The organism is Candidatus Omnitrophota bacterium, assembly GCA_041653595.1.
GTDB lineage: Bacteria > Omnitrophota > Gorgyraeia > Pluralincolimonadales > Pluralincolimonadaceae > Pluralincolimonas.
This window is the reverse complement of record JBAZFB010000009.1, coordinates 47,158-53,949: the sequence shown is the minus strand read 5'-3', so window position 1 is coordinate 53,949 and position 6,792 is coordinate 47,158. Positions and strand designations below refer to the sequence as shown.

The window sequence follows — 6,792 nt, the reverse complement described above, 5'->3', positions numbered from 1 at the left end:
CAGACAAAAAAGGACCTATTCGTATCGCTGGCCGACTTGGCCCATGCGACGGGTTCACTTTATGCGGGAGATATAACAAATGAACAAGACAAGTGACAGGTTATTCGGTCTGCTGAAATTAGCGGTAGTACTGCTTATAATCTTTCTGGCGGTCTTCTTTATCTCGAAACTCATAAAGAAGCCGGCCAAGGCGGCGATCCCTCCCCGCAATGTGGAAACGGCGCTGGCTGAAAAGAAAGATGTCGTCGTATTCATAGAATCTTTCGGGAACCTCGATTCCCCCAACGACGTGGACATAAAATCGCAGGTCACGGGCCAGATAATGCAAGTGAATTTCAATGAGGGCGACCTGGTCAAGACCGGGGACCTGCTTTTCACGATCGATCCCAGCCAATATAAAGCCCAGTTGGAAAGGGCCGAAGCGGCCCTGATACAGGACCTAGCCAACCTTAAGCTCAATAAGGATACGGTCGAAAGGAATAGGAAGCTCCTCGCAAAAGAACTTATATCCCAGCAGGATTTCGATAAGCTCCAGACGGACGTGACCTCGTCCGAAGCCGCGGTAAAGAGCGACAACGCGAATATAGACCTCGCCAAGATCAATTTGAATTACTGCTATATAGTTTCTCCCATAGACGGCTTAACGGGAAAGCGCCAGGTCGACCAAGGCAACATACTGACGGCAAATGACGGGCCTACGCTCGTTAACGTCAAGACTATAGACCCGCTTTATGTGGATTTTACGATACCCGAGCGCGACCTCGGCAGCGTAAGGAAAGCTATGTCCGAAAGCAAATTAAAGGTCGTGTTGACGCTTGAAAAAGGATCCGGGGTGACGCAGGATAGGGCGGGAAAGGAAGGGGATTCCTACGAAGGGGAACTCCATTTCCTTGACAACGCGGTCAATAACACGACCGGGACCGTATTATTGCGCGCGATAGTGCCGAATCATGGTATGAAGCTTTGGTCCGGGCAGTTTGTAACGGTCCGGCTGCATCTCGCGATAAAGAAAAATGCCGTGGTGGTCCCGTATGAGGCCGTCCAGATCGGACAGCAGGGAAATTACATCTTCGTCGTCTCCCCTGACAAGAAAGCGGACCTGAGAAATGTTATCGTCGGCAGCAAGGAAGACGACCATATAATCATCGAGGACGGCGTAAAGGCCGGCGAAACCGTCGTTACGGTAGGCCAGATGGGACTAAGGCCGGGGACGCCGGTAGCCGAGGCAAAATAATATGAGCTTTACCGAAAACTTCATCAGAAAACCGATAATGACCACTCTTATGATGGTGGTCGTTACGATATTCGGTATCGTCGCGTTTTTCACTCTGCCTATAAGCGACCTTCCGGTCATAGACTTCCCTGTCATATTGGTCACGGTAGCGTATCCCGGCGCGAGCCCGGAAACTATGGCATCGGCAGTCGCCTCCCCTCTCGAGAATGAGTTTACCGAGATACAGGGTCTTACAAGCATCATATCGAACAATACTGAAGGCCAGTCGCAGATAATACTCACCTTCGACTTAAGCCGCAACGTCGATCTTGCCGCGCCTGACGTGCAGGCAGCCATCGCGCGCGCCCAGGGGAACCTGCCTATCGACCTGCCCGAGCCGCCGTCATATCAAAAAGTCAACCCTTCGGATACGCCGATACTCTATTTGATGCTTACATCCGATACCCTGACTTCGGGGCAGCTATACGACCTCGGCAACAGGACCGTCGGAAAAAGGATAAGCATGATAGACGGAGTATCACAGGTCCAGGTCTGGGGCGCTAAGACCGCGGTCAGGATACAGGTCGACCCCAACAAGCTTTCGGCTTTCGGCATAGGGCTCAACGACATAGCCCAGGTATTGTATTCCGGGACCGTGCTGATACCGGCAGGCAGCCTGAACGGCACCACAAGGGCATTCTCCATCGAACCCCACGGGCAGCTTTTCAAGGCAAAAGATTACTAGGAACTTATCGTAGCTTACCGCGACAGCAGTCCCGTAAGGCTCAGGGACGTCGCGAAATGCATAGACAGTATGGACAACGACGTGGTAAATCCCATGCTGGGGCGGCCCGGCCAGAAGATGAGGCCCGGGGCCGTCGTCATCGCGGTCTCCCGTTCCGCCGGCTCGAACACGGTCGAACTTTCCAAGCGGGTCCGCGGAACCATCGATATGCTCCAGGTGGAACTGCCCGGCTCTGCCAGGCTTGAGGTATTTTACGACAAGTCCGTCTCGATAGTCGAATCCGTAGACGATGTGAAGCAGACCATACTTATAGCGCTCTTCCTCGTCGTAGCCATAATCTTCCTCTCCCTGGGCCGGATATCCGACACGATAATACCGAGCATCACGCTTCCTTTGTCCGTCATCGCGACTTTCGTCGTCATGTACGCATTGAACTTCAGCCTCGACCAGATGTCGCTGATGGGGCTTACGCTTTGCATAGGTTTTGTCGTTGATGACGCCATCGTCGTGCTTGAGAATACTGTCCGCCTTATCGAAGAAGGCAAGAAGCCTATGGAGGCCGCGATAGAGAGCGCCCGGCAGATCACATTTACCATCATATCGATGACGTTATCATTGTCGGTAATATTCATCCCCCTCGTCTTCATGGGCGGAGTCGTAGGAAGGATATTCCGCGAATTCGCCATTACGGTAGTCGTCGCGATCCTCTGTTCGGGGATCATATCACTTACCCTCACGCCTATGATGTGCGCGCGCATGCTTAAAGCAAAGGGCGTGGGAGAGACCGGCCTCCAGAGGGCCATCACCGCGTTCATGAAAGGCATTATCGACAGGTACGGCGTCATGCTAAAATGGACCCTGCAGCGGCCGCTGACGACCGTCATCGCCTGGATAATATGCTTCGCGGGAACCATCGTCTTCTTCCAGGCCCTGCCGAAGACATTTATCCCCGAAGGTGACAGCGGCAGTATCTTCTCCATGATGATGACGCCCCTCGGCACCTCGACCAAACAGATGAGGCAATACCAGGACAAGATAAATAACGTCCTGCAAAACGATCCCAATGTGGACAGGTTCGTCACCGTGACCGGGCTTAACCCGGGCGCCGACCAGAGCACCGGCATAGCCTATACCGTCCTCAAGGAACGCAATAAGAGAAAGCCCATGCCTGATGTCGTCCGGGAATTGCGCACAAAGATGGCCACGCTGCCGGACGGCCAGGTCTTCTTGATGGCGATACCCGCCATAAAGGTAAGCGCGGGAGGAGAGGCGACGGCGCAGGGAGAAAAATATTCGTACACGCTGACCGGCTCGGACCGGGATGAGCTTTATAAAATATCCTTCAAGCTCCAGGACGAAATGAAAAAACTTCCCGGCTTCCTCGACATTCAAAACGACATAAGGCTGAACCTGCCCCAGCTGGACATAAAGATACTCCGCGACCGCGCCTCTACCCTGGGATTGACGGCGCAGGATATAGAAAATGCCCTCTTGCTGGCTTTCGCACAGGGAAAGGTCACTACATATAAGACTGACGTCGACCAGTATAACGTCATCGTCGAGCTGGATAAAAATTTCCAATTGAGGCCGGAGAGCCTCTCGCAAATATATATCAGGTCGTCTTTTACCAATAAACTGGTCCCGTTAAGCTCGGTCGCGAAATGGGAGATCGGGTTGGGCCCGCAGAATGTCCCGCATTTGAACCAGTTGAACTCCGCCACGCTCTCGTTCAACCTCGACCCGCAGGTCCCCATAGGGAACGCGACTAAGTCGCTCGAAGACGCCGCAAAGAAGGTACTGCCGGACGGAATAACCGGCGCGTTCGAGGGAGAAGCCGCGCAATTTGAGTCCGCTATCGCCAGTCTCGGGTTCCTCATACTGGTCGCAATCTTCATAAAATACGTCATACTCGGCATCCTTTACGAGAGCTACGTCCACCCCTTCACTATACTTACGACCCTTCCCGTCGCCACATTCGGAGGCCTTGTCACGTTGTACATATTCGGGTCCGAACTTTCGCTATACGCATATGTCGGTATATTCATGCTCCTCGGCATCGTCGCGAAGAACGGCATCATGATGGTCGACTTTGCGAATGAGAACCTCGTAAAAAACAATATGAATGATTTCGACGCCATATACAACGCCTGCCTTGTCAGGTTCCGCCCCATACTCATGACCGGCCTCGCGGCCATCATGGGCGCGATGCCTATCGCGCTCGGCTATGGCGCTGACGGCGCGTCGAGAAAGCCTCTCGGGTTGATCGTCGTAGGAGGACTGATATTCTCCCAGATAGTGACCCTCTTCGTCACGCCCGGGATATTCCTCTATATGCAGAAGTTCCAGGAAAGATATCTCGATAAGTTCGAGATGACGCGGTCGGATTCGGCGCGCAAGGCGCGGAAGGAATAATTGTAGTTCTCCGTAAAATAAAAAACCCTTCTTAAATGAAGGGTTTTTTATTTGTAATCATACTTAATTGCAACTACTGGGCTTGCGTTACCTCTAAGTCGTCAAAATAGATATCCCCGCTCGATCCGGCGGCGCTTGTTACCTTAACTACAAATCTCGCCTTATCTGCGCCGTCAGGGGCCGGGCCGCTTACCGAGAGTTGTTTCCAGTCGGTCGCTCCGGTAACGCTCTCGCTCTTTATGCTGCTCAATTTAGCGTCACCCTGAAACCACTCGATCTCCAGGAACGCCTCGCCTCCGGCGAGGGGACTTTTATGCATGCCCGACTCGTTGGGACTCATTATATAACCGGTGAAAACATACTTTGTCCCCGCGGTCGTGTTGATATCCTGGTAGGCACCCCTGTTATCGGTACCGTCAGCGGCCCAGTCATGCAGGCACCAGTCGCCGCCATGCTTGAATTCGTTGAGGCGCTCGACGCCGCCCCAGCCGTTCCAGTTGTCCGCAGTGATATCCGTACCCGACTCAAACCCCGGGTTAAGAAGTAAGTTGTCTGCCGCATTAACGGATGATTGCGTAAAGATGAACACTGCCGCCGCCGCAATTGCCAAAACAGCCAAATAAGCCCTGCTCATGCCGGTCTCCTTTTGTTATTTTTGGTTGCCCCGCTAGGACTCGAACCTAGACAGCAAGATCCAGAATCTTGTGGGCTACCATTACCCAACGGGGCAGAAACTTCGGATCTTATATTGCCGGAAGATAATTATACCTGATTTCCGGCGGAAATAAAACCTATTTTAACGGGGGGATTTTTTCGCTTAGGACGACCACCCTGTCTAAATTACTCGATATTACCGCGTTCCTCCTGCCGCTTCCGAAAAACCCGTTTATCTTCTCCAGGCCTTCTTCGGTCAAGACGCACAGCACTTTATCCTTATCCCTGAAAAAAGTCACCGCCTCAGCTTCAGTGCTCAATACATCCAGAGGATGATCGCTCCAAAAAGGCTTTTTCCCGCCCATATTCAATACCAGGACCGGGTTTCCGGTATAAAAATATACCCCTCTCACATACATCTTGCTGCATACTATCGGCTTTCCTTCATACCCGTGCTTCCTCACGATTTCAGGAAGGCCGTGATCGCTAAAAGCCGTTTCAAGTTTAGCCGGGACCGAAGAGACACCCGCGAGCAGGAAAGCCGCGAGCGCCGCGATATTCAAAAATACCGCCTGTTTTATCCTGCCTTTTATCAGCGATACCCCTCCTGCCGCCATGAAAAGGAAAAGCAGGAAAAGGCCCAAAAAAAGCGGCCTTGCCAGGCTCGGGTATTCTTTCGCGATCAACGGCAACGCTATCAAGCCCGCCGCCCCAAAGAGGATATTAACGGCTCCCGCGGCGATAAGCGTCTTCGGCCTTCCGGACAGGGAATTCACGGAAATGGCAAGGGCGCAGCAGAGCGCGGGGAAGAGCGGAAGTATATAACTGGCTAATTTAGAATGCGCGCAGATTAATATCAAAAAGGTCGAGACGATCCATGAGATAAAGAAAAGGTATTCGTCCCTATGCTCCTTAAAACCCTTTCCCAGGAACAGCAGGTAAGCTGTCCACGGGGCCATGCCCCCCATTACGACGGCCGGATAGAAATACCATCTGTCGGAACTCCGGTGTTCGGCATAGATAATCCTGTGCCAGTTATCGCGCACAAAAAATTCCCCGACAAACTCATTCCCGTATTTTGCGACGGCATAAATAAACCAGCTGCATCCGAGCGCCAGGAATATGAGCCAGTACCTGTTCAACAAAAATGCCGGCAACGCACTCGCCCCCTTGACCAAGAAGAGGAAAGGTATTATGGCGGCGAAAACAAGGACTACGGCGAGCGGACCTTTTGTCAATACGGACAAGGAGAGGGTTACCATAAAAAGGACTACATAAAGGTCTTTCCTGGACCTGTACCAGATGTAAAAGGAGTAAAGGGCGAATGCCGTAAAGACCGAAAAGGCGATATCGGTGATCACCGTCTTTGAAAGCCCGAAATACAAAAACGCGGCCGACAGGAACAGGGCCGCGTAAAAAGAGACTTGGGCGCCGGATATCTTCCTCATGAAAAAATAAGTCCCCAAGACTCCTAACAGCCCGACCAGGGCAGGGACAAGCCGCGCCGCGAATGTATTGATGCCGAAGGCCTTGAATGAACCCATCAGCATCCAGTAAAATAACGGAGGTTTCTCGAATTGGGGCTTGCCGAAGATAAGCGGCGTAAGGAGGCTCTTGTTAGCGAGCATCTCTTTTGCCGTACCGGCGTAGAAGACCTCGTCCGGATCGGTAAGATTAATGGAGGCGCTTCCGATAAAATACAAGAATAAACAGCATGCTATAAGTATAAGAACGTTTATTTTATCATTCATCTTTAATATTCGGGAGG

General features: G+C 52.2%; 3 protein-coding genes, 1 tRNA gene and 1 pseudogene. 2 read left to right on the top strand and 3 right to left on the bottom strand.

Translation table 11 applies throughout. The features are described from left to right. Positions 1 to 79: 79 nt before the first annotated feature. Both WC317_05130 and WC317_05125 read left to right on the top strand, forming a co-directional pair. The gene (locus tag WC317_05130) at positions 80 to 1,234 is read left to right on the top strand and encodes an efflux RND transporter periplasmic adaptor subunit (protein MFA5339509.1); all 1,155 of its coding nucleotides are present in this window, start codon (positions 80 to 82) and stop codon (positions 1,232 to 1,234) included. A 1-nt stretch (position 1,235) separates the two neighbouring features. Then, positions 1,236 to 4,370, top strand: a pseudogene (locus tag WC317_05125) (efflux RND transporter permease subunit). Between the two features lie 73 nt (positions 4,371 to 4,443). On the opposite strand, the gene WC317_05120 reads toward WC317_05125, so the two are convergent. The 3 genes from WC317_05120 to WC317_05110 form a co-directional block, all read right to left on the bottom strand. Beyond that, complete coding sequence (locus tag WC317_05120) at positions 4,444 to 5,004, bottom strand: hypothetical protein (protein MFA5339508.1); 561 nt, start codon at positions 5,002 to 5,004, stop codon at positions 4,444 to 4,446. Positions 5,005 to 5,026: 22 nt separating this feature from the next. Next, positions 5,027 to 5,100: transfer RNA gene (locus WC317_05115), tRNA-Gln, on the bottom strand. A gap of 61 nt (positions 5,101 to 5,161) precedes the next feature. Next, entirely contained in the window at positions 5,162 to 6,775 is a 1,614-nt protein-coding gene (locus WC317_05110; protein MFA5339507.1) for a glycosyltransferase family 39 protein, read from the bottom strand. Positions 6,776 to 6,792 lie beyond the last annotated feature (17 nt).

What these genes read in the sequence shown, in the direction of transcription:
- WC317_05130 (MFA5339509.1), top strand. Translation starts at nt 80, where the DNA reads ATGAACAAGACAAGTGACAGGTTATTCGGTCTGCTGAAATTAGCGGTA.
- WC317_05110 (MFA5339507.1), bottom strand. Translation starts at nt 6,775, where the DNA reads ATGAATGATAAAATAAACGTTCTTATACTTATAGCATGCTGTTTATTC.
- WC317_05120 (MFA5339508.1), bottom strand. Translation starts at nt 5,004, where the DNA reads ATGAGCAGGGCTTATTTGGCTGTTTTGGCAATTGCGGCGGCGGCAGTG.